This window comes from Sunxiuqinia rutila (assembly GCF_050589705.1).
Lineage (GTDB): Bacteria > Bacteroidota > Bacteroidia > Bacteroidales > Prolixibacteraceae > Sunxiuqinia > Sunxiuqinia rutila.
Window position 1 is genome coordinate 123,525 of sequence record NZ_JBNGOT010000011.1, and the last position, 24,357, is coordinate 147,881.

Consider the following 24,357-nt stretch of genomic DNA (forward strand, 5'->3'; position numbering starts at 1 on the left):
ATAAAAGTATTAACAACCTTTATGAAATAATAACTAGCTTTAATCAAAATGAATAAACCAATGAAAAAACTCGCATTTCTATTCCTGATCGCAGGAATTGCTTGTCAACAACCCGCTCAAAAAAAGGAAGATGCTTTGTATGCCAAAGCTGATTTTGAAAGTACCATTGATGGCAAAACAACAACGTTATACACCTTGGAAAATGCCCATGGGATGAAAGTGACCTTAACCAATTATGGGGCAAAAATTGTTTCCATACTGGTTCCCGACCGTGAGGGCAAGCTGACTGATGTTGCCTTAGGCTTCAAATCCATTGCTGAGTACCAAACCCAGGATGCCGGACAAGGTGCAGTTGTAGGGCCTTATGCCAATCGTATTGCCAATGCTCAGTTTGAGCTAAACGGTGAAGTGTACAAGCTGGAAGTGAATAACCACAAAGCCAACCTACATTCCGGAACTCAAAGTTTTTACCGCCAGGTTTATGAAGCCAAGGAACTGAAAACCGCTGACGGACCGGCAGTGGCCATGACCTTGATCAGCCCGGACGGAGCTTCCGGCTTTCCCGGCAACAAGGAGGTTACGGTAACCTACACCTTAACCGACAAAAACGAACTGAAAATTGACTACCAGGCCACAACTGACAAAGCCTGTCCGTTTAACCTGACCAATCACGTGTACTTCAACCTAAAAGGAGAAGGCAATGGCGATATTCTGGATCACATTGTTGTGATTGATGCCGATTCAACAACCGAAGTTCTGAATAATGAGCTGATTCCAACCGGCAAAATTGTTTCGATTAAAGGAACCGATATGGATTTCTCAACACCCCATGCTGTTGGCGAACGCATCGACTCGGACATGCCTGCGTTGGCTGTTGCCGGAGGATACGACCATAACTACATTTTGAATAAGGATCAGGAAGCAAACGAACTAACGTTCTGCGCCAGCGTTTACGAGCCCAAGTCAGGTCGCTACATGGAAGTTTTCACCACTGAACCTGCCGTTCAGTTTTACACCGGCAACTTCCTAAATGGCACCTTAACCGGACGCAGCGGAAAAACTTACGAGCATCGTTATGGTTTGTGCCTGGAAACCCAGCATTACCCCGATTCACCCAATCACCCCAATTTCCCAAATACGGTTTTGGAGCCCGGTGATACGCTGAATTCAACAACGATTTACAAGTTCTCTGTAAAAAATAATTAAGCACACCTTGCCAATTCAATGAAAAGACCAGTCTGTCAGCTGGTCTTTTTCCGTTTCTAAAAGCAAGGGATACCAACCATTAGCATTGGTTGTGCGATTGTCTCACGTTGAAAAAACGTGCCCCAAAAGCCTCAATAAAAACCAGAATTGAAATCAGCTTGACCAAGAAAATTTTGTAAGTTTGGTCAGAAAATCTGAGAAAATATTAAATCATGCGAAAACTTATCCTCCTTACCGGATTGCTGGTTCTTAGTGTGCTGGCTTATTCCCAAACACCTTATAAATATGTCATTATTCCAACGCAGTTTCCCGACTTTGCCAATGGGCTAAATCCTTACGGGCTCAGCTCGTCCATTCAAAATGAATTGAATGCCAAGTCGATTGAAAACACGTTTCAGGCCGAGTTGAGCAATGATGAGTTTTGCGATGTTCTAACGGTCAACCTGATAAAAATAAACAACATGTTTAAGAATAAGCTGAAAGTTGAACTGAAAGACTGCCGCAACCGGGTGGTTTGGTCGCAGGAAGGAACCGGACGCTCAAAGGACTTTCAAAAAGGCTATGCCGAGGCTATCGCCGAAGCATTCAAGGATTTAAACCAATTGCCCGTCAACCCGAATGCAAGCCCACAAGTGGCAGTTGCTCCGGCTCCAACTCCGGCACAACAGGTTGAGCAGGCCGCACCTGAGGCTGCTCCGGCTCCAACAGTTCAGGCTCAGGCAACCAATCCGCAAGCGTTGTACAAACCAGCCAACCTCTTCTACAATTACTCCTATTTTATTGACCTGGTAGATGCTGATGCTGGCCGAAAGCAACTGATTTTGCTCAATGGGGAGCTACTTGGCTATCAAAACCTGCAAACCATTGGCACCTTGTCGCCTTCCGGCCTGGGCGATGTTTATACGCTGGAATGGACAACAACTGCCGGAGAAAACGTTCGAGGTTTGGCCAACCTGACAGCAAGCGAATTAAAGATTTCGTTGCCAAAAGGTGATCAACAGGAAGTAATCACCCTGCAAAAATATTAAGCTTCGCGAAGGATTTCCATCCTGATTGAGCCAAAAAAATCCGTTCCTGCAACACAACAGGAACGGATTTTTTATTGCACAACCTTTGGCTTGAGGGAAACGACCTTCACCTCAAAACAACCTTTCGATTAAGATTCAATCTGAATGTTATACTTTTGTAACAAACCTGGTAAGCCTTCTAAGGAGAACCGGGCCTTTTTCAGTCGGTTTTCATCCGGGTCGAACGAAAAATCGGTTGCCGTCCGAAAATCAGCTTTCTCCAACAGGGTTCGGTAAAAAGTGGTTCCCGTAAGCACACAATCATCAAAAACCGCTTCTGTCAAATCACACTCCGAAAAGTCAGCCTGAATAACGGAACAGCCGGAAAAACGTGTCTTGCGCATTTTCTTTCCGGTAAACAGCGCATAATCCAGTTGGCAAGAGATGAAGTCGACCTGAAACAAAAAATCGTTGCACAAGCTAAAATCAAAACCGGTCAGTTTACATCCTTTCATCCGAACCTCTTTCATCCCGGTACCATTCAGCTTAAGCATCATCATCGTGCAATCTTCAAAACTACAATTCAAAAACTCGGTTTCCGACAAGTCACAGCCGGTAAACAAGCAATTGATAAACTGACATTCATCAAATTCTTTTCCGGCAAGCATTTCTGTCGAAAAATCAACCTGCCGATAAGTTTTATCGTAATTCGCCATTTCAAGCATAACCTCTGTTTTAGCGGCTAAAGGTATCCCTATTCTTCAAGAAAATTTAAATTTCGATGGTGAATTTTAATTTGTTTCCTAAAGGAAAAGTTGTGATCATTGCAACTGAAAAATCAATAACATTTATGCTAAAAAAGAACCTGCTCATTGTCTTAATTGCATTACCCGTCGTATTATCGGCGCAAATTGACACCCTCAAGCTAAACCGGCAATTCATTCAAAAAGGATGGCGCGACACCAAAAAACTGGTCACTGCTCCGGCCCGATGGGATAGCCGCGACTGGACAACCGCCGGCGTATTGACAGCTTCATTAGCTGCGCTCACATTAGTCGACCAGCCTGTACAGGACGCTTTTCAGGATTGGCACACCCAGGCCGGCAAATCGGGTGAGCGAATAACAGCCAATTTTCTGGAACCGCTGGGCGAAGAATATGCCTTGGCCGTTATTGGTGGGTTTATGGCTCACGGCCTGCTGGCCGGCAACAGCAAAAGCCAGTCGACAGCACTGCTGGCCGGTGAAAGTTTCTTATTAGCCAGTCTCTTTGTGCAAATTCCCAAGCGCCTGATTGGCCGGGCCCGCCCCGATACCGGAGCCGATCCTTTTGAGTTTAACGGTCCCCTCGAAGGCACCGGCTTTCCATCCGGACACACGACGGCCGCCTTTGCTGTTGCATCGGTTATAGCCAACCAATATGCCGATACCCCAGCCATCCCCATCATTTCGTATTCGATTGCCACAGCTGCCGGCCTTTCTCGAATTTACGACAACCGCCATTGGCTAAGCGATGTCGCAGGTGGTGTAGTACTCGGGATTCTTGTGGGGAATCTGGTTAGTGAAAAGTACAATAAAAACACACGTGTTGCGCTGGTCCCTTTTCGGTCAGGTTCCATCCAAGGGGTAAAGCTGGCTTATACCCTATAACACAAAAAGGAGTACGGACAGAAAAAAAAGTTATTTTTGACAAAATTCAATAAAATCAACTTCAACCGAATGAAACGAACTGAAATATTGAACGGTGAATTAAGCTTTTTCAGCTTGAAAGTTCGATAGGCGTAGCATCGGTTACCATTGAAAATAAAAAACTATGTGGATGAAAAACTGGGGGTACTTGATTGTGGTTTTGTTTTTGCTTGGCGCCTGCTCGTCGGGGAAAAAAGCACTTGACCGCGGAAATTACAGCGAAGCAATTGAAAAAGCGGTAAACCGGCTGAGTAGTGATCCGGACAATAAAAAAGCCCAAAGCGTGGTGCGTAACGGCTATTCCATGGCCATGGATTATTACCAGGAAGAAATTGATCATATCCTGAGTGGAAACGATCCGTTTAAATGGGGCAAGACACTCCAGGTAATGAACCGGGTGAATCATCTGAGCAACCTGATTCGCAGAATCCCTGCCGCGCGAAAAATTGTTTCTTCGCCCAAAGTTTACACCTCCGAGTTGAGCGAGGCTACCAACCGGGCCGCCGAAGAACGATACCAGGCCGGACTTATGAGCCTGTCCAGGCCAACACGCGAAGATGCCAAGGATGCGTATTACCATTTCGCCCAGGCCGACCAACTGGTGCCCTCTTATAAAGATGTTCTGGATAAGATGTACCTGGCCAAAGACCGGGCAACCATTCATGTTATTCTCGAATCGATTGCCTTTCCGCTGCGGAAATATGAACTCTCGGCTGAATTCTTTTACGAGCAAGTTATCAACCGAATGAAACAGCTCTACCCCAGATCCAGCTTTGTGGCCTTTTACACGCCCGACGAAGCAGATAGACAACAGCTTGACTACCCGGACATGGTTGTACGGATGGAGTTTTATGACTTTTTTATCGGCCAACCGCAACACTTCGAAAAGCAGGAAAACCTTGATCGTATTGTTGAGCGTGAAGTTGAAGTAAAAGTGGGCCGCGACTCCACCCGTATTGAAAAACGCCAGGAACGTTTGCGAGGAAAAATCAAAATCATCAGTGATGAAGTGATGTCTCAAGGCTTGCTGAATGTCAAAATTGAAGAGTTCCAAAGCCGGAAGTTGATTCTGAGTGAAGAAGTGCCGGGAGAGTTTTTATGGCGAAATCAATACGGAATATTTGTTGGTGATGAAGGTGTGCTAACCAAAGAGCAAGTTCGAATTCTGAACAATAAAGCGGTTCCGCCACCAGCCCCGCAAGATCTGTTCATCGAATTTACAAGGCCCATTTATGCCCGGCTCACCGACCGCCTAAACGCCTATTTCAGAAAATACAACTAAGCCTGTTTCGGTATTCTGTCCAATCAGGGGCAAACCTTAATAATCAGGAAGACCAATCACTTCAGCCTAATGGCCGGAAGTGATTGGTCTTCTTTTTTGTCCTAGTATTTCGGAAGGGCCTGGTAACGTGCCAACCCACCTTTACTGGTTTCTTTGTAGTGGTTCGACAAATCTTTGCCGGTTTGATACATGGTTTCCACCACTTCATCAAAACTAATCCGATGCTCTCCATCGCTCATCAAGGCATAGGTATTGTGTGCCAGCGAACGCTCAGCAGCCATGGCATTGCGCTCAATACAAGGAATCTGGACCAGGCCGGCAACCGGATCACAGGTCAGTCCCAGATGGTGCTCCAATCCCATTTCAGCCGCATACTCAACCTGTTTTACAGTACCTCCCATCAGCTGGGTTGCTGCCGCCGACGCCATGGCACAGGCAGTTCCTACTTCGCCCTGGCAGCCCACTTCGGCACCCGAAATAGAGGCGTTGTGTTTCACCAAATTGCCAATCAACCCGGCCGTAGCCAAAGCACGCAAAATGTGTTTCAGATCTATTTTGTAAACTTTCTTATAATACTTCAATACAGCGGGAACAACACCGCTTGCACCACAAGTAGGTGCGGTAACAATCAGCCCACCGCTGGCATTTTCTTCCGATACCGCCAAGGCATAGGCAAACAATTGCGAGCGCTTCTTAAACGGTCCGGTAAAATGCTCGGCTTTCTGCTTAAACATCGCTGATTTGCGCGGCAGATGCAAGCCTCCGGGCAAAGTTCCCTCTTGTTTCATGCCCCGTTTAATGGCCTCGTTCATGGTTTTCCAAACCTGTTCCAGGTATTTCCAAATTTGAGGTCCTTCATTAAATTCAACGTATTCCCAAAGTTGTTTTTTGTGGGTATGGCACCAACTTAAAATATCTTCAAGATTCGATAATTCATAAACCCTCTTCGTTTCCTTCTGTTCCCCTTCTTCCAACACAGCACCGCCTCCAACACTGTAATAAATTTTTTCCTGAAGCTTTTGTCCGTCCTCACTACAGGCTTCAAATTTCATGGCATTGGGATGAAACGGAAGAAAGGTGTCGGGCTCCCAAAGAATTTCCAAAGGGAAACGTTTAAACACCTCATCTACGGCAAAGTCTGTCAAGTGTCCTTTACCGGTAGCTGCCAAACTTCCGTAAAGGGTACATTTAAATTTTACGGCCTCCGGGTTCGCAGTCAGAAATTGCTCAGCTGCAATTCGGGGTCCCATGGTATGACTGCTGGAAGGACCGTGTCCGATACGATAGATTTCACGAATAGATTCCATAAACTGAATTTTGGGCAAAATAAGCGTTAATAAAAAGCTACGAAGCAAACAAAAATCAGGTTTCGCCAATTTCCGTCAACATCTTTCAAAAAATTATGTTTTCAGAAATAAGGTTCCTAATTATCCATTAACTTTGGAGCCTGTTTCAAAATTGGAAAAACGTTTTCCGCTGTAAATATCGCGAGTTATGAAAAAATTGGAAAATCTGCACCCACAACCTGTCTGGAATTACTTTGAGGCTATTTGCCAGGTTCCTCGTCCGTCAAAAAAAGAAGAAAAAATCAGAGCCTTTTTGCTTGACTTTGCCCAAAAGCAAGGCCTGGAAGCCCAGACGGACACCATTGGCAATGTACTGATTCGCAAACCAGCCACACCCGGTAAAGAGCAGGTTCCAACCGTTATTTTACAAGCGCACATGGATATGGTTTGTGAAAAGAACAGTGACACGATTTTCAATTTTGACACCGATGCGATTGTACCGGTAGTCGATGGTGAATGGGTAAAAGCACAGGGTACAACCCTGGGAGCCGACGATGGAATTGGCATTGCCGCCCAAATGGCTTTGTTAAGCTCGACCACCATTTCACATGGCCCGCTGGAATGTCTGATTACGGTTGATGAAGAAACCGGATTAAGCGGTGCTTTTGCCTTAGAGCCAGGCTTTTTAACAGGCAAAATCCTAATCAATCTGGATTCGGAAGACGACGGCGAGCTGTTTATCGGCTGTGCCGGAGGTATTGACACCTTGGGAACCCTGAGCATTGAAAAAGAAAAAACACCCGGAAAATCCTTCGCCTTAAAAATTTTGGTTAAAGGCCTGAGAGGCGGACATTCGGGCGATGATATTCACAAAGGACGGGGCAATGCAATTAAGCTCCTGACCCGTTTTCTGTGGCAGGCCATTCGCAAATATGGCGTACGCCTGACCGATTTCGAAGGAGGCAACCTGCGCAACGCCATTGCCCGCGAAGCCTCTGCAACGGTTATTGTTCCCCATGTTCAGAAAGAACAACTGGTAGCTGAACTCAATATGTTTTCAGCCGATGTTGAATTTGAGTTTGAACGGACGGAACCCAACCTGGTGGTTGATCACAACTCCACCATTGTGCCTGAGCAGGTATTTACGCAAGCCAGCCAGGAGAATTTGCTCAGCCTGCTGTATGCCTGTCCGCACGGAGTACTGGAAATGAGTACCCGAATGAAAGATATGGTGGAAACATCAACTAACCTGGCTTCGGTTAAACTTGTGGACACGAACCAGGTATTGATAACAACCAGCCAGCGAAGTGAAATTGAAAGCCGGAAGTACTACGCCTCCGAAATGGTTCGCTCGGTTTTCGAGCTGGCAGGTGCCCAAGTCAAAAACTCAGACGGCTATCCGGGCTGGACGCCCAACCCATCCAGTAAAATTCTGAAAGTTGCCGTTGATTCCTATGTCAAGCTATTTGGCAAAAAGCCCGTTGTTCGCTCCATTCATGCCGGACTCGAATGCGGCCTCTTTCTGGAAAAATACCCTGAACTGGATATGGTCTCAATTGGACCTACAATTTTGGGTGCCCACTCCCCCGACGAGCGCATCAATATCCATACTGTCACCAAGTTCTGGGACCATTTAGTTGACATATTGGAAAATATTTCTTAACTATTATTGTTACATAAAACGATTTTGCGGCAATACTACCACGCTGTTTTCTATAAAGTTGTAAAAATAAGACCTTTTTATCTTATTCTAAATTAAACCGATCATTAATCCTGTCATTGGCAGGATTATAAAATGTTTTTATGTTTGCACTACTAATTCAGTAGGAAAGGTAGGATAACATGAAAAGAATGATTAGAAGTTTAATGTTCAGCACCTTAACGGTGCTTCTTTTAGTTGCCAATTACACTGCAACTGCTCAAATTCAGTATCAACTGGATTCAAAAAATAGTTCAATGCTGGTAAAAGGGACCTCAACAATTCATGACTGGGAAATGACTGTTGAGAACCTGCAGGGAGCAATTACGCTTCAGGAAAGCCAAGCCTTGGATCAATTGACAGGTGGACACTTTGTGCTGGATGTCAAGTCCATCAAAAGTGAAAGAAGCCTGATGAACAAAAAGACCTATGAGGCTCTGAAGGAAGATGATTTTCCGCAAATAAAAGCCAAGGTAAACCAAGTAACCCAAAACGGAAACAGCGGGTCGGTGGTGTTGGAACTAACCATTGCCGGAAAAACGCAAAAGGTAACCGATGATTTTGAGTTTAGCTCGGCCAATGGGACAATTACTGTTCAAGGCGTTCTTGATTTAAAAATGTCAGACTTTGGCGTTGAGCCGCCAGTAGCCATGATGGGCACCATCAAAACAGGAGATGAAATTAAGGTAGAATACAAGTTAGTTTATAACGAGTAGCAGAGAGAGCGTAATATTTTAAATTTAACAATCAATTATGAGGAAAATTACAGTCATTATTGCAAGTCTATTCATTGCAGTAACAAGTTTTGGTCAGCAATTCGAAGCTGCAAAGATTAATGCTGAGGATTTTGACGATGTGAAAGTGAAGGTGGGTGGCGATTTCGCGATTCAACTTCAAATGTTGGACCACGAGGCGCCGGTAGAGCTGAGCGACCTTAAAAATAATTTCAATTTACCTACAGCAAACTTAAATTTGACCACTGATCTGGCACCAGGGATCCAACTGTTCCTGCGTACGTATTTGTCTTCTCGTCACCACAACGAAGCTTGGGTTGAAGGCGGTTACTTAACCATTGACAAAATGCCATTCCTACCAGCTACCGATAAGGTTATGGAATACCTTACGCTGCGCGTTGGGGTTATGAATCCGAATTACGGTGATGCACATTTCTTCCGTAGCACCAATGCTTCGGTATTGAGCAACCCATTTGTGGGCAACTGGATTATGGATGCGTATACCACCAATCCCGGAATGGAAGTCATGTTCCGTAAAGATGGTTTCCTGGCCTTGGTTGCTGCTAACAACGGTCGTCTGAACTACGGTCGTGGCAACGATTTGGGCGAAGACCTGGTTTTCAACTGGAAAGTTGGATACGACACCGACATCAATGAAGATTTAAGAGTACGTGCCACCCTTTCGGGTTACCATGTAGGCGAAGGCCACAGCGGATCATACCTTTGGGATGGAGACCGTGCCGGAGCCCGTTACTACAACGTGATGTCACTTCCCGGAGCTGATGACAACTTCCGCTCAGGACGCTGGAGCCCAGGTAGTGGCCAGAGCGAAATGAACAGCTACCAGGCCAACCTATTTGTGAAATTTCACGGGTTGGAAGTGTTTGGTATCTACGAAAACATGAAAGGTATTAGAAATGAAGCCGATCAACACTTCACCCAAACAGCTTTGCAGGCACTTTACCGCTTCGGAAGCTTTTATGTGGGTACTCGCCTGAATAAAGTTGACGACAACGATGGTTCAGATGTAAGCCGCACCAATGTAGGTGGAGGTTGGTACATGACACCCAATGTATTGATGAAACTTGACTATGTCAACCAGGAATACGATGGTCCGGCTCACGGAGATATCGCTGGAGGAAAATTCAATGGCTTTGTTTTAGAAGCAGCCATTTCTTTCTAAGAAATCATCCAACAAAAAAGCTGCTCGCATTTATTCTGAGCAGCTTTTCCCTCTCTCTAAACGCTTCGCACGCGCACCACTCACCTACCTGCCAGCCTGACTCAATTGTCCTGTTTTACCAGTAAGCGTACAACGAATAAAAGATGAAAATCCGGTTGACATATTTGGCTTTGTTTTTTAGCTTGATAACAACAGCTGCCTTTGCGCAGATGGCTGCTGAAAAAGAAACATTCAGCCGTTACATGTTTGATCAGGTTCACATTCAGGGAAGAACCAATGTGAATGATTTTCATATGGAGTACCGGGAAGATGATTTCTGCCAGGTTCCCGCCAATTTTGATGAAGCCAATTCGGTCATCGAGATTGAAATTCCGGCTGATCAGATCACAGCCGACTCAAAGATGATGCTGCAGGATTTTTTGAAGCTGATTCAAGCCCAAAAATACCCCACCATCGACATTCAGATTGACTCGCAATCCATCGCATTTAATGCTGCCAACGGCTACGATGAAAAAACAATTGGCGTAAGCATGAACGGAATCACCCGCCAATTCACCTGTAAAACCTATTCGGATGCTTGTTTTGGAGACCATTGGTGCCTTACCGGCGAGCTAACCATTAAGTTAACGGATTTCAACATTGATCCTCCCAATAAATTTCTAGGCTTGGTCAAGGTTAAAGATGAAATATTTATTAGTTTTAGGATTTTATTTTCATAAAAACCAAAAAACTAACGCCTTGAGATTTAGTACAAAAACCAGGTATGGGATTCGGACCATGCTTGAGATTGCAAAAGCCGAATCGCAGGAAGGTATTTTGCAAAAAGACATTGCGGCCAACCAGGAATTGTCAGTCAAGTACTTGGATCAGATTATTCGGGGCCTAAAAACTGCCGGCCTGATCATCAACCTTCGGGGCAAAAAGAGTGGTTATATTTTAACCCGGCCAGCTTCCGAAATTACCATGTTAGATATTCACAATGCTTTTGAAGCAGGAATTTGTGTGATTGACTGTTTGGCCAAAGGGTTTACCTGCGATCGTAAACAGGGGTGCAGTGCCAAAGGATTTTGGGTAACTTTAAACAACCAGATTGTCAATTATTTCAAAAGTGTAACGCTTGAAGACCTTTGTGAAAACCGAATAACGCTTGATCATTAATTAGTCCAAAGCCTTCGTGCGCATGAACACCCCATACAACAAACACAAAACCAACCATTAACGACTAACCCAAACTGCACTTCCAACCGGAAAGCTTTCCCTTTTCACCTTAGTTCAATCTGTAAGCATAAAGACCCATTTCTGTGATTTTTTCAAAATATAAGTGGTTCCGAGAATAACGACAGCGAATTGTCCATACCTTTGCGGCTTCAAAATTCAACCACAAATCTTATGGGACATTTATTCAATCCAAAGTTGTTTACTGTATTGAAACAAGGGTACAGCAAGCAACAACTATCGAAAGATATTTTTGCCGGCATTATTGTTGGTATTGTTGCACTTCCGCTAGCCATTGCCTTTGCGGTTGCCTCGGGGGTGTCTCCTGAAAAAGGATTGGTTACGGCAGTTATTGCCGGATTCCTGATTTCCGTATTAGGAGGAAGTCGCGTTCAAATTGGCGGCCCAACCGGAGCCTTTATTGTTATTGTTTATGGGATTGTTCAGACACATGGCTTGGATGGACTAATGATTTCGACCATGATGGCCGGCGTTTTCCTCATCCTCTTTGGCCTGATGCGTCTGGGATCTTTACTAAAATTTATTCCACACCCGCTCGTGGTTGGTTTTACCAGTGGTATTGCAGTAGTTATTTTCACAACTCAAATTAAAGATGCACTGGGTTTAGAAATCACCAATCTGCCAGCCGATTTTCTGCCCAAATGGGGCAGCTACCTCTCGGAGTTAAGCACATTTAATCCTTTTGCCGTTGGCATTACCTTGGTCACGATTCTGATTACCGTATACTTTCGGAAAGTTACGACTAAAATTCCGGGATCCTTCGTTGCCATCATTCTGATTACTGCCTTGGTTCAGCTGTTCAAGCTTCCGGTAACCACCATTGAATCGGTGTTTGGAGAAATTCCCAACAACATTCAGCTGGCTTTTCCTTCGATCCAGTTTGACCAACTGGGCAATTACCTTGCTCCTGCATTGACCATCGCCCTATTAGGAGGTATTGAGTCACTTTTGTCTGCCGTAGTGGCTGATGGCATGATTGGAGGAAACCACCGATCAAACACCGAACTGATTGCCCAGGGCGTGGCCAATATTGTAACACCGGTTTTTGGAGGTATCCCGGCAACGGGAGCCATAGCACGTACGGCCACAAACGTAAAAAACGGCGGACGCACCCCGGTTTCAGGTATTGTGCATGCCATTACCTTGCTGCTCATTATGCTGTTCGTTGGGAAATGGGCCAAACTGATTCCCATGTCCTGCCTCGCTGGTATTCTGATTGTAGTGGCTTACAATATGAGTGAATGGCGTTCGTTTGCCTCAATTCTGAAAAGCTCAGGTTTTGATATTTTAATTCTGCTGGTCACCTTCTTCCTGACTGTTTTGGTTGACCTGACCTATGCCATTCAAATTGGTATGGTGCTTTCCGCTTTGCTTTTCATGAAACGAATGGCAGATGCCGGCACAAAAACGGAATTGGAAGTTGACAGCGATGTTTTGGAAAACTATGGAGACCTGCCGGCCGGGCTTGCCATCTACGAAGTTAGTGGTCCTTTCTTTTTTGCTTCGGCTAAGCAGTATTGCTCTACGCTGAAAAAGATAGGCCAAAAATCGGATGTGCTCATTATTCGCATGCGCCATGTTCCTTTCATCGATGCAACGGGCGTACACAACCTGAAAGATGTGATTACCGACCTTCATCACATCAAAACAAAAGTAATTCTTTCGGGCGTACGTGCAGAGGTGCTGCAGGAACTGGAAAAAAACGACATTGTAAACTTGCTGGAGCCCGGCATGATTCTACCCGGATTTGACCTTGCCCTGCAGAAAGCCAAAGCGTTTGCAGCATCCAAGCCAATCGACAAGTAAATAACCCAAAAGCTACCAAAGCTGGTAGCATTTAAAACATAAGTAAGCTCGCTGATCAGCATGAAAAATTCAATCTGATCAGCGAGCTTTCTTTTTATCGTTTTTTCATCGGCAACCGAATGTTGCAGAAATTATTCCTACATCAGGCACTGCCATTAATCCTGGAAACAGGCAAATCAATAAAGAAAGTAGTGCCCTCTTCCTCTGTACTGGTAAAGCCAACATTCCCTTTCAGGTATTTTTCGCCCAGCAACTTCATGCTGTAGGTTCCCACCCCTCGGTTGTCCCCCTTGGTTGAGTAGGAACGTTGAAAAATCTGCATCTGAATTTCATGAGGAATAAACGTGTTGTTATGAACACTAAAACGAATGCCATCACGGATATCAAAAGCCTTTAAAACAATACGATCTCCTTTAGGAATGGCTTCCATGGCATTTTTCACCATATTGATCAAAACCCGAATTAATAAGGTATGATCGGAATAAATTCGTTCAACACTGGCCTCATTTATCAAATCAATTCCCCGTTCATTCGAAACACTGTGGCATCGAATCTGATCTGCAAGTTTACGGAGCAGAGATTCAATATCAATCGATTGAAAGTTGGGAATCAGCTCTCCGGATTCAGCTTTTATCATTTGTTGCTGACCTCGTATTTCATCCACAATCTGCTCGGTCAGTGAATTTGCAATATCAAGGTATTCCTGCTTTTCCTCCTCCTCCAGCATTGGCATTAACCCCAGTACACCACTCAGGCTCCCGGCAATATTCATAATATCGTGAAAGAAAATACGCTCCAACAAGACTTTTCTTTTCTGATCCGTAATATCATTAATGGATACAATCAGGTATTCTTTATCAAAAGCAATTGGGGTAGCCGTTACCTCCAGGTCAAGCTGAAAGATTTCATCCTCCTTTTTCGAAACAATCTTGCACTCACGAACAACCCTTTTCCTTTCTTCCCAGGCCCGGTCAAAGGCTGCTTTTGCCCCGCAATACTCACACTTTTCAGTGGTCCCGCAGCCTCCCGTATCGTTTTGGGCATTCACACAGTTGAACAATTCTCCCGGTCGAACACCCAGCACATGTTCTTCTAAATCCAAATTATATTTTTTAAGCAGGGTGTCGTTCAAAAAAACAATTTGATTGCTCACATTAAGAATACAAACGACGGAAGACATAGAGGCCAAAATGTCCCGAATATACTCGATTTTAGATATTTCAATCTTACTTTTAAGAACTTCCTCAAAAGGTTCCCGGGTTTGCAAATCCTGTTTCATGTTCTTTTTATCAATATTCTTCAGCACAAGATACAAAAAACCATTTAGAGAACACGGCTCTTAAAACCGACTTATAAAATCGTCGCTGTCTGATAATCCCGACACACAACCAGCTCAGCAACACAGGCTTGAACGCTAACAGTTGTTCACAAAGGCTTTTCTAATTCCTATAAATTTCATAACTTACTCTGGAAGAAATATGTAGCCTATGGAAATTCTTTTTATTTGTTCCGGAGGATCATCCTGTAAAAGTTTAATGGCGAAGGCAATTCTTCAATCCATTGCCCCTGATCTTCACATTTATTCGGCCGGAATAAAACCGATCCAAACCATACATCCGATGGCCTTAACAGCCCTGCAAGAGATTGGCTTATCGATAGACAGTCAGGACATGAAGCTTCCAACAGCTTTTAAGGACACCCTCATGGATTACCTAATCACTTTGGGGGAACAAACCAAGGAGGAATATCATCACTTACCGGTTCAGTATAAGCATAAGCTTCATCTCACCTTTGCCAACCCCAATAGGGCTGATCGTCACTTTGCAGATCCGCAGGACGCCTACAGCCATTTGCGCGACGAGATGAGCAATGAACTCGACTATTTCTACCACCGGATTTTAAAAGGAAAGGCTGCCCAATAGCAGCCTTCTTAATCCTTCTTTTTAACCCTCTATTTCATCGTGGCTTCCACTTCATCCGGAGTTATCGGAATTCGTTCACCAAGCAGTTCGCACCCATTTTCAGTAATCAACAGATCATCTTCCAGACGAATACCTCCAAAATTGCGGTAGGCTTCCAGACGATCAAAATTAATGAAGTCGGTATTTATTTTTTCAGTCTTCCATTTATCCATTAAAGCCGGAATAAAATAGATTCCCGGCTCATTGGTGATCACAAAACCCGGCTGCAGTTTTCGGCCAAGTCGTAAGGAGGCCGTTCCAAATTGGTTGCTTGGACGAATTTCGTCATCATAACCAACATAAATTTGACCTAGATCTTCCATGTCATGCACATCCAAGCCCATCATATGTCCCAGTCCATGCGGCATAAACAAAGCATGTGCCCCCGCCTGAACGGCCGTATCAACGTCCCCTTTCATCAGGCCAAGCTCTTTCAGCCCAGAGACAATCACTTTTGCCACTTCCAGGTGAACTGACAGATAGCTAACTCCGGGTTTTGCCAAGCCAGTTGCCTGGTTATTGGCCGCTAAAACAACCTCATATACTTCGCGCTGTTGCTGGCTAAATTTTCCGCCCACGGGTGAAGTACGGGTAAAATCTGATGCATAATACATACTGGTTTGAGCGCCGGCATCAACCAACATCAGCTTACCTTCCTGCAACAGGTTCGAGTGATCATGGTTGTGCAGGGTTTCGCCATTTTGCGACAAGATAATCGGAAACGAAGGGGGGTTACCATTGGCCAGCGAAATTCCTTCAATGGTGCCCGCGATGGTTTGTTCCCATACGCCGGGCATGGCCATTTTCATGGCTGCCACATGCATTTCATAACCAGCGGCAGCAGCTTTTTTAAGCTCGGCAATCTCTCCGGCTTCTTTTACTGAGCGCAAATCAACAATGGCTTTAATTAACTCGAGCGATGCTTGCTCTTGTTGCTGAGAAGCTGGAATCCCCGTCAATTCGTACAGCATTAACTTATTCTCACCACGGTATGGAGGCGTAAAGTGAATCTTCCGCCCTTGCTTAACAGCATCACCAACATAGTTGAATAAGTGCTTGAAAGGCATCGTTTTTTTAACGCCAACTTTTGCGGCTTGCTCCTGCATGCTCGCTTGAGGCCCCATCCAGATAATATCATCAATGGTAAAATCATCACCAAATAAAACCTCTTCTCCGGAATTTAAATCAATAAGCCCGGCCAGATTTTGAATGTCGAGTCCAAAAAAATAAAGAAAGTTACTGTCCTGTCTGAAATGATAGACATTGTCTTTGTAATTCATTGACGAGTCTGCATTTCCCAAAATAAGAACCAGCCCGTCTCCCATCTTTTCGGTTAATTTCTGACGTCTCGCTCTATACGTATCTTGACTAAACATAGCGTTACTATTTACAATTAATTTCTAGAACGGAAAGGTACTAACTATTCCCTTGGCTGGGTATGACTTTTGGCAAAACGCAATAGAATTTACGAAAAAAATGCGGATTGATTTTGTACTAACAAACATATAACTGATTTATTATGAATCCGTAAACTTAAGTAAACACTTAAAATCAAACCGTCATGGAAAATTCCTTATTAAATTATATGAACAAGCGCTTTGGCGACCTCACCCCTCGTCAACGTGAAAAGCATCAGATTGCAGGTCCGGTAGTTACCATTTCAAGACAAGTGGGGTGTGGCGGCGTAAAAATTGCCGAAGTTCTTGCCGAAGCCTTGAATGAATTTGTCATTTGCAAAAAATGGCAGGTGATCAGTAAAGAGGTGCTCCACGAAAGCGCCCGACAGCTGGAACTTGATCCGCGAAAAGTCAACCGGCTATTCACTCCCGACCAACACTCCACCTTTGATGAAATTATTGAAGCGTTTAATGCCAAAATGTATAAAAGTGACCGGATGATTCTGAAAACCGTCAAGGAAGTAATTAAGGGATTCGCCGTTGATGGTTGCTGCATCATAGTCGGCCGGGCCGGACACATCATCGCTAAAGACATTGAGCACTCCTTACACATTCGGTTGGAGGCTCCCTTCGAATGGCGGATTGAACAAATAGCCTCCCGCAAAAACATTTCCGTGGAAGATGCACTTAAGATCATCAACGACACCGAAAAAAAACGGGACGCCTTTCGTAAACATTACATCAACAAAAAGCATCCCGAAGAATTGTTTGATCTAACCATCAATGTGTCCAGGTTCAAACCGGACGATGTGGTAAAACTCATCAAGTCGGCAATCGAACTGAAAGGGATTACCGAACAGTTTCGATCCAACATGTCGTACTTCTAGCCTGTTATTTCAGCTGGCAGGCCTTTTAGCTGAACAGGCTTCTGCCCAGCAGGCTTGGGCATGAACATATCTTTATAGGTTAATCCCAGTTTTTCCACCATTTCGAGCGAGTAATCCAGTCGCCCAAAGTCAGGCGTTATATTATTGGTTCCCATGGTAAATTTCACCCCGGCTTCTTGCGCACGCCGCAAAATTTTCTCGGACGGAAGATTCAAGCGTGAGTTGATCTCCAAAGCAACCCCACGCTCTACCAGCACGTTTACGAACCGGTCTATGCGTTTGTCCGTCCACAACTCGTCATACTTATCAGCCAGCACTTCCGGCAAATATGTCGGATTAACATGAATATCGATGGGCTCCTGAGACACAACCGCTTCAATGCGGGTGAGCAGTTGCTCCATAAAATCCTGTTCATCATCCACAAATACCTCTTCCGGCATCCAAAGGCGCATCCTTCGGCCTTTATCATCCGTCCAGGTCATCGCATCGGTAAACACATAATCGAAACGGGCAATGGCTTCCGGCGAAAACAAGGTAACCCATTCGCGTCCTTCAGCCTGCATCCCTCTGAAAATGGGCTTTCCGCTAACGGTATCCATGTAGGCATAAAGCGATTCATCATCGGTAACCGGAAATTTTAGCCCACAGTTTGGAGCAATACCATAATTGATGCCCAGTTTCATGGAGTTTTGAGCCGCCTGTTCAATGGTCAGCCCACCCTTTAGGTGTACATGAAAATCAATAACCGGGAAGTTTGCCAGGTGCAACTTGGTTATCTTCGTATCCCATGCCAGATCAGCCGGAGGCACTTGTTTCTCCCCTTCCGGAAGTACTTTTAACTGAATATCCTTAAAGTAAACGGTGCTGTTCGGATCATGTGCCTGCAAGGCAAAACAACCGCGATCCAGCACTTTGTACTGATCGTTGTACGGGCGGTAAGGTTTTTCGGGCTGAATGTAGTCGACCACCTGAATGCCGTTGATAAAAACCTGCACCTGGTTCTCCACAACTTTAACAGTCATATCGAACCACTCGTCATCCTGAACCATGGGGTAATACACATTCCGGATCCCATAAAGGCTTCCCGTTTTTTTCAGCTCCACAAAGTCACCTGCCCCTTGATACGAGTTATTGACCTGAACTTCGTAGCCTTTTAATGGCCAGCCTTTTTCCTGTTTTTTCGAATGAATAAATATGCCGGAATTCGCACCCGGCTTAGTCATTACGCGGGCTTTCAGCTCAAAATTTTTGTAAATGCCGTGGTCTTCTCCTCCGGTGTAAAACAAATGTGCCCGTTTGCCCTGGCAAACAATAGCGCCATCCTCCACCCGAAAAGACTCCGGATGCTCCATAGCTTCCCAGCCGTCCAGTTTTTTTCCATTAAACAAAGAGATCCATTCATCCTGAGATTTCATTTGGCAGGAAACAGTGCATAGCAGAACTGTAAAAGCCCAAACAGCCCGTAACGAGTTTTTCATGATTTAAGGTTTTGTTGGTTACTCCAACAAAGATAAAGTTCCAGCTGAAAAACAGGCTATTTAGCGGCCATTTTCTCTTGCGGGTTTTCAGCCTTAAAAGCAGCTATGAAATTAACGGTAACAATGGCCAGACACAAATAGGCCGCCCAGGAATAAGCCCCCAGCTTGGTAAAAGAAAAGCTAAACAGCAAAGGTCCCATGGCACTGAAAAAAACCAAAGCGCTCATGGCAAATCCGCTGATGGCTCCCAGGTGTTTACGCCCATAAAAACGAGGCCAAACCACCGAAGACAGCACGCTAAACAAACCTCCAACAATTCCGTTTCCGATGATTAAGAAAAAGTATGGCAGGCCCGGAGCTAAAAAAGACAGGCTGATCATGGAAACCATTTGTCCGAATAAAAACACCAGCAACAAATACTTCATTTTGATATGATCGCTGAGCCAGCCTCCGGCAAGGGAAATAAAAACAGAAATGGCAGCTGTGGGAACAAAAACAGCCAAAGCAATGGTTTTATCCATGGCTGCCGCCTCAAAAATAGACACCAAATTGAAAGTAAAACCTGTAATGTACAGCGCCTGCATAGACAAAGCCACAACCAGCACCCAAAAAGGAAATGTGCGTTGAGCTTCTTTAAGTGTAAATTGTTTCTCCACTTTATGCATCACCCGCTGTTGTTCTTCAACCTGTTCTGCCGTATCGCCATCCTGCTCCAGCCCACAGTCTTCCGGGTTATCCCGAAAAAAGACCAGCGCAACCAAACTAAAGCCAAAACCTGCAACCAAAGCCAGCAAGATCCAGGCCCAACGCCAGTTATAGCTTTCAATCAGGTAATCGAAAATAAGTGGGGCTACCGCAAAACCCAAAGAAACAAACACGCTGCTGATTCCATTGGTCAGTCCTCGTTTCCGGTTAAACCATTTCATCATCATGTTGCGTGAAACCATGGTTAATACCCCTTGGCCAGTAAAGCGCAACAAGAAAAAACCAGTCATAACCAGGAAAAAGCTCAGGTAAAACTGAACGGAATCCTTGCCCAGTAAGCTTCCCAATCCAAAAGCAATACGATCAACCTGGCTCAGGTAAATCAGCACCAATCCCATCGAAATCGTTATGATTGTGCCCAGCCATCTTGCTCCTATTTTGTCATACACTTTCCCCGCACGGGTAAGCATAAAAGAGCTTGAAATAGTTCCCAGCAAATAAGCCGTGCTCAACTCATTCCGACTAAAACGAAGTGCATCAATCAGATGGTCTGTAAATGTAGACACGCCCATAGTCTGCCCGGGCACACTCATAATAATCCCCAAAGTTCCGAACAACAACACAAACCACCCATAAAACACTGGGGAGTTAGCCGGATTAAAAGGAACCCTATTGTATGCTTGCTTATTCATGCTGCAAAGCTACCGCTAAATCAGGCTCCCTGTTCGCTAGCCCTTGAATGAATGCCACTTTTCACAATTTCTTAAAAGGAGCTGAAGGTCTGTTTTTAGGTCTTTTATTACTTTTGCATAAACAAATCGTTCCAAATTTCGTTGATATTCAGATTGATCAAAAAAACATGAACCGTACTATTTACTTACTTTTTGCAGTTGTCTTACTGAGCTTGTCCGGGAAAAATCCGGAAACGCTAACTTATTTTCATTCCCCAACCTTTCCGGCTCAAAATACAACCATCTCCCACGAAGTTGTCAACTTTAATGACACGATTCCTGGTGATACCCTGTTCATCATTAAAAATGAAGATGGCCTGCTTCACTCCTATTCCCGCAAAATCCTGACCGGTGTTTGCATTGATGGCGAATGCCGTTTACTGAATATTACCTTATACTGGACAGTTACCGGGAGGTACCTGGGATTTCAACTTCCCCAAGGTGAATTTCTAAGTAAAACAGAGCACGATCCTTTCACTCAGCAAGACTACGAGCATTTGCATGCCTTGCTGGCTGATCCCTACTCGAACCTGGCAAATTACCGGATGGAAGAATTGGTTCCGATGGTTGAAAACGATGAAGTGGATGGCGTAAGTGCTGCAACCATTGCCGGGGTAAAGGATTATATTGTTGAAAATGCCGTTTACACCAGCTATACCCTTTGGCACATCGTGCATGGAACAACTTCAAAAAAGATTCAAGCCCACACCCAAAAGCATCTTCAGCCTGATTTAGCTATTGAAATCCTCAACAGTTCCAACCAGCAAGATGTCATCTGGGGCCTTGAGAACATTCCTTCCGACATGGCATGGACCAAAGCCTTGCAGGATAAACTTTTCGCGCTGACTGCAAGCAACGAACTGCTGGTCTCTAACAAAGCCATTGAGGGGATTCCGTCCAACTGGCTGGACAATGAAAAAGACCAATTAAAGTTATTCAGCCATTTTGAAAACAGTTCCTACTTCACACAAGTTAAAATACTTAACAAATTGGGAGAAGCCCCCAAGCTGGCCACCTCTATCCAGTTAACGCTGGCAGAAAATCTTCCGGAACTGAATGGCTCTATGGTTAAACATGTTCTGGATCTTTTTACCATTCATCAGGCTAGCAATCGTGAAAGTGAAAAGATTATTGCCAGCTTACTCAACCATGAAAACCAGTTCATCGCCCGCAAGGCGTTTCAATTTTTGAACCAGCAGCCCATTAGCAATCGAAAGGTGATTCGCCAACTGGAAAAATATGAGCAAAAGCAGAATTAAACTTTTCGGGGCCAGCTGAAAAACGTATTTTCGTAGAACCTAAAAATCAACAACCATGGTTTCACGAATATTCCTTTTTCTGCTGACTACACTTTTCAGTCTGACTACTCAGGGCCAAACAGCCCAACAAATCATTGATCAGTTAAAAACCCAGCTATCCTGCGATTGGGACAACGAAACAGTTGACACCTTTAAAAGTGGTGATCCTAACGAGCAGGTTACCGGTGTGCTTTGTTGCATGTTTGCCGACATGCAGGTTCTGCAGGAGGCCGTGGCTAAAAACTGTAACCTCATTATTACGCACGAACCCGTCTTTTACAATCATTTGGATGAAACGAAAGATTTGCAGGATGACCCGGTGTTGCAAGATAAACTGGCTTACATCAAAGCCCATGAATTAATCATCTGGCGCTTTCATGATCATTGGCACCGCCATCAGCCAGACGGCATTTATGTTGGCATGCTTGATAAGCTGGGCTGGGCCAATCAAACGGTAGCCAATCATATAAACCTGGTGAAAACCCAAAGTCAGTCCTTGAAAGACCTGGCCCATAAACTTCAGTCGGTGTTTGAAATACCGGGAATTCGCGTCATTGGAGATCCCGCTCTTGAAGTCTCTAAAATTGGGTTGGCTCTTGGAGCTCCCGGAGCCAAACGGCAAATTGCCCTGCTACAAGATGTTGATGTAATTATTGCCGGCGAAGCACAAGAATGGGAAACCTATCAGTACATCAATGATGCGGTGATGCAAGGCAAACCCAAAGCGGTTATCTTTTTGGGGCATCTTAAGTCAGAAGAAGCAGGCATGGCCTACCTGGCCGAATGGATGACAAGCTTTATCAAAGGTGTGCCCATTCACTTCTCAGAGAATCAGGTTCCCTACTGGACACCGAACGAAGACGATTTTTGAGCGCTTATTCCAAGGTATCTTCTACCAGGTATTTGTTTCGTTCCGAAGCATTGCGCGATACCAGCTCACCAATGAACCCGGCCAAAAACAATTGGGTTCCGATAATCATGGCAGTCAATGCCAGAAAAAAATAAGGGGTGTCGGTTACCCGAGGAGCAGGAACCTGCTCAGCAAGCGCTACCAGTTTATTCACGCCCACGGTAATGGTGGAAATCAAACCGACCAGAAACACCAGCGAGCCCAACACGCCAAAAAAATGCATGGGCTTTTTACTGAAACGCGAAATGAAAATCACGGATAGCAAGTCAAGCGGGCCACGAATAAACCGCTCAATTCCAAACTTGGTTACACCATATTTTCGTTCCTGGTGTTTTACCACTTTTTCGCCAATTCGTTTAAATCCGGCCCATTTCGCCAGAATAGGAATATAACGGTGCATTTCGCCATACACCTCGATGGATTTAACGACCTGGCTTCGGTAAGCTTTCAGGCCACAATTGAAATCATGAATCTTAATCCCGGTGGCCTTGCGGGCAATCCAGTTGTAAAACTTACTTGGAATATTTTTCGATAAAACCGGGTCATAGCGTTTCTTTTTCCAGCCCGAAACCAAATCGAAATTGTCTTCCACAACCATCCGGTACATTTCCGGAATTTCTTCCGGATTATCCTGCAAGTCGGCATCCATGGTTATCACCACATCGCCGGCAGTAGCCGCAAAGCCGGCATACAGTGCAGCAGATTTCCCGTAGTTCCTCCTGAATTTAATGCCCTTTATTTGCCGGTTTCCCTGGTGCAAATCCTGAATCACCTTCCAGGATAAATCGGTGCTGCCATCATCAACAAAGATAATTTCATAGCTAAACTGGTTAGCATCCATCACCCGTTTAATCCATTTAGCCAATTCAGGCAACGACTCTTCTTCATTAAACAAAGGAATAACTACGGAAATATTCATATTTTACTAATCTTCAGATTTAACTTCCCCCATCGCCTCATCAAAAGCGTTTTCGTCTGACTTTCTTTTTATGAAAATGGAAGTGATCAAAGATATAATAAATCCAATAAACGCGAAGGTAAACAAACTTGAAAGGACAATAATCAAGGGGCTTTGAAAGCGAGTCATCATTTCTCCGGCCGCTTCAATCTGCTCATCAGACAAGCCTTGCTTCATCATGGCTTCTTCCTGCAAAATCCGCACCTGGTCCATAATACTGGGATCAATCTTCATTAAAATGACCGAGTACAAAGCGTTTAATACACCGGCAAACAGCATCACCGAAACACCAAACCCCAGGGCCTTGCTATACTCAATAGATCCGTCTAACTCTTTATCTCTGTAGCCTTTTTGACACAAGTAAATGCCAACCCCCATAATCAACCAGGTAACTAATCCCAGGGTTGTATTCATGTTTTCACCCGTTACATAAAGAATAACGTTGTAAAAGATAAGTGCAACAGCCAAGTAAATACCATAGGTCATTGCCGATTTCCAAAAAGTCGATTTTTCTTCCATGATTAATATGATTTATTGGTACCAGACAAATATATTGGATTTTTCACAAGTACACTTTACAGCGCGCTTGTTTTGTTTAAAGAAATTATTCGAAAAAATATTTCAAAAGATATCGCTGATCAATAATTGGTTAGAAAACCGGGCGAAAAAAAGTTGCGTTCGCCCGCAACTTTCGTTTGTTGGGAATACAATTTTTTCTACTTTTGTCGCCGGGTAAGTCCTGTGCGACCAGCTCCCGCTGAATCCCCCCAGGGTCGGAAGGCAGCAAGGGTAGGTGGTTGTAGCGGTGCGACACAGGTAGCTTACCCACCTGCCGAATTAGCTCAGTTGGCCAGAGCACGTGATTTGTAATCTCGGGGTCCTCAGTTCGAATCTGAGATTCGGCTC

22 protein-coding genes, 1 tRNA gene and 1 other RNA gene are annotated in these 24,357 nt (G+C 44.6%); 16 read left to right on the forward strand and 8 right to left on the reverse strand.

Features of this window, described 5'->3' with window-relative positions; all coding sequences use genetic code 11:
- Positions 1-60 precede the first annotated feature (60 nt).
- Together ACRD6K_RS14715 and ACRD6K_RS14720 are read left to right on the forward strand one after the other, a co-directional pair.
- Positions 61-1,206 carry an aldose epimerase family protein gene (locus ACRD6K_RS14715; protein ID WP_430973854.1) on the forward strand — a complete coding sequence of 382 codons (1,146 nt, stop codon included), beginning with the start codon at positions 61-63 and terminating at the stop codon, positions 1,204-1,206.
- A gap of 212 nt (positions 1,207-1,418) precedes the next feature.
- Positions 1,419-2,234 carry a hypothetical protein gene (locus ACRD6K_RS14720; RefSeq protein WP_430973855.1) on the forward strand — a complete coding sequence of 272 codons (816 nt, stop codon included), beginning with the start codon at positions 1,419-1,421 and terminating at the stop codon, positions 2,232-2,234.
- A 128-nt stretch (positions 2,235-2,362) separates the two neighbouring features.
- Here the strand turns inward: ACRD6K_RS14720 and ACRD6K_RS14725 are convergent, their stop codons facing one another.
- Positions 2,363-2,938: a pentapeptide repeat-containing protein gene (locus tag ACRD6K_RS14725; protein WP_430973856.1), complete on the reverse strand. Its 576-nt coding sequence runs from the start codon at positions 2,936-2,938 to the stop codon at positions 2,363-2,365.
- A gap of 56 nt (positions 2,939-2,994) precedes the next feature.
- Between ACRD6K_RS14725 and ACRD6K_RS14730 the strand changes: the two genes are divergently transcribed.
- The gene (locus tag ACRD6K_RS14730; RefSeq protein WP_430973858.1) at positions 2,995-3,861 is read left to right on the forward strand and encodes a phosphatase PAP2 family protein; all 867 of its coding nucleotides are present in this window, start codon (positions 2,995-2,997) and stop codon (positions 3,859-3,861) included.
- Positions 3,862-4,030: 169 nt separating this feature from the next.
- Positions 4,031-5,182, forward strand: coding sequence for a hypothetical protein (locus ACRD6K_RS14735; protein ID WP_430973859.1), 1,152 nt, complete (start codon positions 4,031-4,033; stop codon positions 5,180-5,182).
- 101 nt (positions 5,183-5,283) lie between these two features.
- On the opposite strand, the gene ACRD6K_RS14740 is transcribed toward ACRD6K_RS14735, so the two are convergent.
- Complete coding sequence (locus tag ACRD6K_RS14740) at positions 5,284-6,489, reverse strand: L-serine ammonia-lyase (RefSeq protein ID WP_430973860.1); 1,206 nt, start codon at positions 6,487-6,489, stop codon at positions 5,284-5,286.
- Positions 6,490-6,676: 187 nt separating this feature from the next.
- Between ACRD6K_RS14740 and ACRD6K_RS14745 the strand changes: the two genes are divergently transcribed.
- The 6 genes from ACRD6K_RS14745 (at position 6,677) to ACRD6K_RS14770 (ending at position 13,126) form a co-directional block, all read left to right on the forward strand.
- Positions 6,677-8,131, forward strand: coding sequence for an aminoacyl-histidine dipeptidase (locus ACRD6K_RS14745; protein WP_430973861.1), 1,455 nt, complete (start codon positions 6,677-6,679; stop codon positions 8,129-8,131).
- A gap of 188 nt (positions 8,132-8,319) precedes the next feature.
- Positions 8,320-8,883: a YceI family protein gene (locus tag ACRD6K_RS14750; RefSeq protein ID WP_299576363.1), complete on the forward strand. Its 564-nt coding sequence runs from the start codon at positions 8,320-8,322 to the stop codon at positions 8,881-8,883.
- 37 nt (positions 8,884-8,920) lie between these two features.
- Positions 8,921-10,084 (forward strand): hypothetical protein, encoded by a 1,164-nt coding sequence (locus ACRD6K_RS14755; RefSeq protein WP_430973862.1) that lies wholly within the window; start codon positions 8,921-8,923, stop codon positions 10,082-10,084.
- A gap of 143 nt (positions 10,085-10,227) precedes the next feature.
- Positions 10,228-10,803 carry a YceI family protein gene (locus ACRD6K_RS14760; protein WP_430973863.1) on the forward strand — a complete coding sequence of 192 codons (576 nt, stop codon included), beginning with the start codon at positions 10,228-10,230 and terminating at the stop codon, positions 10,801-10,803.
- Positions 10,804-10,822: 19 nt separating this feature from the next.
- A complete protein-coding gene (locus ACRD6K_RS14765) occupies positions 10,823-11,242 on the forward strand; it encodes an RrF2 family transcriptional regulator (RefSeq protein ID WP_299576357.1) in 420 nt (139 codons plus the stop codon).
- Between the two features lie 231 nt (positions 11,243-11,473).
- Positions 11,474-13,126: a SulP family inorganic anion transporter gene (locus ACRD6K_RS14770; RefSeq protein ID WP_430973864.1), complete on the forward strand. Its 1,653-nt coding sequence runs from the start codon at positions 11,474-11,476 to the stop codon at positions 13,124-13,126.
- Positions 13,127-13,268: 142 nt separating this feature from the next.
- Here the strand turns inward: ACRD6K_RS14770 and ACRD6K_RS14775 are convergent, their stop codons facing one another.
- Positions 13,269-14,405: an ATP-binding protein gene (locus ACRD6K_RS14775; RefSeq protein WP_430973865.1), complete on the reverse strand. Its 1,137-nt coding sequence runs from the start codon at positions 14,403-14,405 to the stop codon at positions 13,269-13,271.
- Between the two features lie 208 nt (positions 14,406-14,613).
- On the opposite strand from ACRD6K_RS14775, the gene ACRD6K_RS14780 reads away from it, so the two are divergent.
- Positions 14,614-15,048: an arsenate reductase/protein-tyrosine-phosphatase family protein gene (locus ACRD6K_RS14780; RefSeq protein WP_430973866.1), complete on the forward strand. Its 435-nt coding sequence runs from the start codon at positions 14,614-14,616 to the stop codon at positions 15,046-15,048.
- 29 nt (positions 15,049-15,077) lie between these two features.
- Here the strand turns inward: ACRD6K_RS14780 and ACRD6K_RS14785 are convergent, their stop codons facing one another.
- Positions 15,078-16,463 (reverse strand): aminopeptidase P family protein, encoded by a 1,386-nt coding sequence (locus tag ACRD6K_RS14785; protein WP_430973867.1) that lies wholly within the window; start codon positions 16,461-16,463, stop codon positions 15,078-15,080.
- 185 nt (positions 16,464-16,648) lie between these two features.
- On the opposite strand from ACRD6K_RS14785, the gene ACRD6K_RS14790 reads away from it, so the two are divergent.
- The gene (locus tag ACRD6K_RS14790; protein ID WP_430973868.1) at positions 16,649-17,371 is read left to right on the forward strand and encodes a cytidylate kinase-like family protein; all 723 of its coding nucleotides are present in this window, start codon (positions 16,649-16,651) and stop codon (positions 17,369-17,371) included.
- Here the strand turns inward: ACRD6K_RS14790 and ACRD6K_RS14795 are convergent.
- Together ACRD6K_RS14795 and ACRD6K_RS14800 are read right to left on the reverse strand one after the other, a co-directional pair.
- Positions 17,368-18,849 (reverse strand): DUF1080 domain-containing protein, encoded by a 1,482-nt coding sequence (locus tag ACRD6K_RS14795; RefSeq protein WP_430973869.1) that lies wholly within the window; start codon positions 18,847-18,849, stop codon positions 17,368-17,370. The genes ACRD6K_RS14790 and ACRD6K_RS14795 overlap by 4 nt on opposite strands.
- A gap of 56 nt (positions 18,850-18,905) precedes the next feature.
- Positions 18,906-20,246, reverse strand: a complete 1,341-nt coding sequence (locus ACRD6K_RS14800) for an MFS transporter (protein WP_430973870.1) — start codon at positions 20,244-20,246, stop codon at positions 18,906-18,908.
- Between the two features lie 167 nt (positions 20,247-20,413).
- Between ACRD6K_RS14800 and ACRD6K_RS14805 the strand changes: the two genes are divergently transcribed.
- Both ACRD6K_RS14805 and ACRD6K_RS14810 read left to right on the forward strand, forming a co-directional pair.
- A complete protein-coding gene (locus tag ACRD6K_RS14805; protein WP_430973871.1) occupies positions 20,414-21,544 on the forward strand; it encodes a hypothetical protein in 1,131 nt (376 codons plus the stop codon).
- A 55-nt stretch (positions 21,545-21,599) separates the two neighbouring features.
- A complete protein-coding gene (locus ACRD6K_RS14810; RefSeq protein WP_430973872.1) occupies positions 21,600-22,454 on the forward strand; it encodes a Nif3-like dinuclear metal center hexameric protein in 855 nt (284 codons plus the stop codon).
- Between the two features lie 4 nt (positions 22,455-22,458).
- Here the strand turns inward: ACRD6K_RS14810 and ACRD6K_RS14815 are convergent, their stop codons facing one another.
- Together ACRD6K_RS14815 and ACRD6K_RS14820 are read right to left on the reverse strand one after the other, a co-directional pair.
- Positions 22,459-23,412, reverse strand: a complete 954-nt coding sequence (locus ACRD6K_RS14815) for a glycosyltransferase family 2 protein (RefSeq protein WP_430973873.1) — start codon at positions 23,410-23,412, stop codon at positions 22,459-22,461.
- Positions 23,413-23,418: 6 nt separating this feature from the next.
- Positions 23,419-23,970 carry a DUF4199 domain-containing protein gene (locus ACRD6K_RS14820; protein WP_299576335.1) on the reverse strand — a complete coding sequence of 184 codons (552 nt, stop codon included), beginning with the start codon at positions 23,968-23,970 and terminating at the stop codon, positions 23,419-23,421.
- A gap of 211 nt (positions 23,971-24,181) precedes the next feature.
- Between ACRD6K_RS14820 and ffs the strand changes: the two genes are divergently transcribed.
- Together ffs and ACRD6K_RS14830 are read left to right on the forward strand one after the other, a co-directional pair.
- An RNA gene (gene ffs / locus ACRD6K_RS14825) (signal recognition particle sRNA small type) lies at positions 24,182-24,281 on the forward strand.
- A 1-nt stretch (position 24,282) separates the two neighbouring features.
- A tRNA-Thr gene (locus ACRD6K_RS14830) sits at positions 24,283-24,356 on the forward strand.
- Position 24,357: the final 1 nt, after the last annotated feature.

Bases quoted from the DNA above. Each gene is read 5' to 3' on its own strand.
- ACRD6K_RS14715 (WP_430973854.1), top strand. From the start codon at position 61: ATGAAAAAACTCGCATTTCTATTCCTGATCGCAGGAATTGCTTGTCAA.
- ACRD6K_RS14720 (WP_430973855.1), top strand. From the start codon at position 1,419: ATGCGAAAACTTATCCTCCTTACCGGATTGCTGGTTCTTAGTGTGCTG.
- ACRD6K_RS14725 (WP_430973856.1), bottom strand. From the start codon at position 2,938: ATGCTTGAAATGGCGAATTACGATAAAACTTATCGGCAGGTTGATTTT.
- ACRD6K_RS14730 (WP_430973858.1), top strand. From the start codon at position 2,995: ATGGTGAATTTTAATTTGTTTCCTAAAGGAAAAGTTGTGATCATTGCA.
- ACRD6K_RS14735 (WP_430973859.1), top strand. From the start codon at position 4,031: ATGAAAAACTGGGGGTACTTGATTGTGGTTTTGTTTTTGCTTGGCGCC.
- ACRD6K_RS14740 (WP_430973860.1), bottom strand. From the start codon at position 6,489: ATGGAATCTATTCGTGAAATCTATCGTATCGGACACGGTCCTTCCAGC.
- ACRD6K_RS14745 (WP_430973861.1), top strand. From the start codon at position 6,677: ATGAAAAAATTGGAAAATCTGCACCCACAACCTGTCTGGAATTACTTT.
- ACRD6K_RS14750 (WP_299576363.1), top strand. From the start codon at position 8,320: ATGATTAGAAGTTTAATGTTCAGCACCTTAACGGTGCTTCTTTTAGTT.
- ACRD6K_RS14755 (WP_430973862.1), top strand. From the start codon at position 8,921: ATGAGGAAAATTACAGTCATTATTGCAAGTCTATTCATTGCAGTAACA.
- ACRD6K_RS14760 (WP_430973863.1), top strand. From the start codon at position 10,228: ATGAAAATCCGGTTGACATATTTGGCTTTGTTTTTTAGCTTGATAACA.
- ACRD6K_RS14770 (WP_430973864.1), top strand. From the start codon at position 11,474: ATGGGACATTTATTCAATCCAAAGTTGTTTACTGTATTGAAACAAGGG.
- ACRD6K_RS14775 (WP_430973865.1), bottom strand. From the start codon at position 14,405: ATGAAACAGGATTTGCAAACCCGGGAACCTTTTGAGGAAGTTCTTAAA.
- ACRD6K_RS14780 (WP_430973866.1), top strand. From the start codon at position 14,614: ATGGAAATTCTTTTTATTTGTTCCGGAGGATCATCCTGTAAAAGTTTA.
- ACRD6K_RS14785 (WP_430973867.1), bottom strand. From the start codon at position 16,463: ATGTTTAGTCAAGATACGTATAGAGCGAGACGTCAGAAATTAACCGAA.
- ACRD6K_RS14790 (WP_430973868.1), top strand. From the start codon at position 16,649: ATGGAAAATTCCTTATTAAATTATATGAACAAGCGCTTTGGCGACCTC.
- ACRD6K_RS14795 (WP_430973869.1), bottom strand. From the start codon at position 18,849: ATGAAAAACTCGTTACGGGCTGTTTGGGCTTTTACAGTTCTGCTATGC.
- ACRD6K_RS14800 (WP_430973870.1), bottom strand. From the start codon at position 20,246: ATGAATAAGCAAGCATACAATAGGGTTCCTTTTAATCCGGCTAACTCC.
- ACRD6K_RS14805 (WP_430973871.1), top strand. From the start codon at position 20,414: ATGAACCGTACTATTTACTTACTTTTTGCAGTTGTCTTACTGAGCTTG.
- ACRD6K_RS14810 (WP_430973872.1), top strand. From the start codon at position 21,600: ATGGTTTCACGAATATTCCTTTTTCTGCTGACTACACTTTTCAGTCTG.
- ACRD6K_RS14815 (WP_430973873.1), bottom strand. From the start codon at position 23,412: ATGAATATTTCCGTAGTTATTCCTTTGTTTAATGAAGAAGAGTCGTTG.
- ACRD6K_RS14820 (WP_299576335.1), bottom strand. From the start codon at position 23,970: ATGGAAGAAAAATCGACTTTTTGGAAATCGGCAATGACCTATGGTATT.